2 protein-coding genes are annotated in these 1068 nt (G+C 60.8%); both read left to right on the top strand.

Annotation, left to right across the window (positions count from 1 at the left end; all coding sequences use genetic code 11):
- Positions 1-370: tetratricopeptide repeat protein (locus A2I95_RS41590; protein WP_291738113.1), on the top strand; the 370-nt coding region annotated here is incomplete at its 5' end.
- Between the two features lie 27 nt (positions 371-397).
- A complete protein-coding gene (locus A2I95_RS41585; protein WP_259988365.1) occupies positions 398-1042 on the top strand; it encodes an LON peptidase substrate-binding domain-containing protein in 645 nt (214 codons plus the stop codon).
- The last annotated feature ends 26 nt before the right edge of the window (positions 1043-1068 follow it).

The raw sequence follows: 1068 nt of genomic DNA, 5'->3' as shown, positions 1-1068 counted from the left end.
GGATCAGGCGGATGCCGTTTTGAATGGCGCACCCGCCGAGATTGCGGATGCAGCCGAGATCGAAGCCGCTCATGCGCAGATCGCCCTGGCGCGGCAGGCCGAGAATGCTGGCCCGGTGGGGGAATTGCGGGCTGCGGTGGACGCCAGCCCGGATGACTTGCAGGCGCGTTTCGACCTGGCTCAGGCGCTGCATGCGGCTGGAGATGCAGAAGCCGCAGTAGACGAATTGCTGGAGCTTTTCCGCCGCGACCGCGAGTGGAACGAGGGCGCCGCCAAGGTGCAGCTCTTCACCATCTTTGATGCGCTGAAACCCAACGACCCGGTGGTTCTCAACGGGCGCCGGAAACTTAGCTCAATGATATTTGCCTAAGACCGGGGCAGCACTACACTCTGTCCCATGATCCAGCCTGCTGATCTGCCGGACACGATTGCCGTGTTCCCATTGCCCGGGGCGCTTTTGCTGCCCCGGTCGCGTTTGCCGTTGCACATTTTCGAGCCGCGCTACCTGCAGATGCTCGAAGATACGCTCAAGACGCGGCAGCGTCTGATAGGCATGGTGCAGCCCTGTCCGGGTCCGCACGGAACCGGGGAGGAGCTGCACGCGATTGGATGTGCCGGGCGCGTCACACAGTTTTCCGAGACAGAAGACGGACGGTACCTGGTCACGCTTTCGGGCGTCTCCAGGTTCAGGATTACCCGCGAAGCCAACGGTTTTACCCCCTATCAGCGCTGTGATGTCAGCTGGACAGGATTTGACCGGGACCTTGGCCGTTCCGAGGCGGACGATACCCTTGACCGGTCGTCTTTCCTGGATCTGCTGGAGCGGTTCTTTTCTTCCCGGAGCCTGTCAACCGATTGGGAGGCATTGAAAGACGCGGACGACGAGTTGCTGATCAATTCTCTGGCGATGCTCTTGGAATTCGACACCGAAGAGAAACAGGCCTTGCTCGAAGCGCCCTGCCTTGTCACAAGGCGGGAAACGCTTGTCACTTTGATTGAATTCGCCCTGCGCGGCGGCTCTCAGGAGGAAACCCTGCAATGACCGAGACACAGGCACCTGCCTTTGAC

The sequence above is a fragment of the Leisingera sp. F5 genome, assembly GCF_001593695.1.
This window is presented reverse-complemented; position numbering and strand designations above follow the sequence as displayed.

Coding starts and splice junctions, on each gene's coding strand:
- A2I95_RS41585 (WP_259988365.1), top strand. CDS start 398: ATGATCCAGCCTGCTGATCTGCCGGACACGATTGCCGTGTTCCCATTG.